Annotated in this window: 1 pseudogene; it reads right to left on the bottom strand. The window is 35.1% G+C overall.

Annotated elements, in window-relative coordinates:
• A pseudogene (locus AC25JC_RS17355) lies at positions 1-367 on the bottom strand (IS1-like element ISAba3 family transposase); the annotation flags it as partial.
• Positions 368-430 lie beyond the last annotated feature (63 nt).

The raw sequence follows: 430 nt of genomic DNA, 5'->3' as shown, positions 1-430 counted from the left end.
AAATAAGCCATTGTTTATTCTTTTTATTTCCAACAAAATTCCAGAACTCATCTACTTCGAGAGATTCATAATGACTTTGCTGAGGCTGAATTTCATAGGTTGATTCAGTTAAAGTACGTAAAACTTTACCGATACTGATGCGCTCAACTTCAGCAATATCTCGTATACCGCTGCCTCTGACCATCAACTGTAATATTTTACGAGTAATACCTGACTTACATCCTAGATAGCTCAGTGCATGATCACCAATAAACTGACGTTTACAGTCTTTGCACTGATAGTTTTGTTTCCCATCTACTTTGATACCATTTTTCTTTATACTATCACTGAGGCAGGTTGGACATTTGATTGCTAGAGTTATTTGCATTTCTCTATTTTATCAAAATCCAATCGGCTTTTTCTTCAGCATACTTTTTGAAACACTACCAAA

The sequence above is a fragment of the Acinetobacter sp. P37 genome (assembly GCF_057480965.1).
This window is presented reverse-complemented; position numbering and strand designations above follow the sequence as displayed.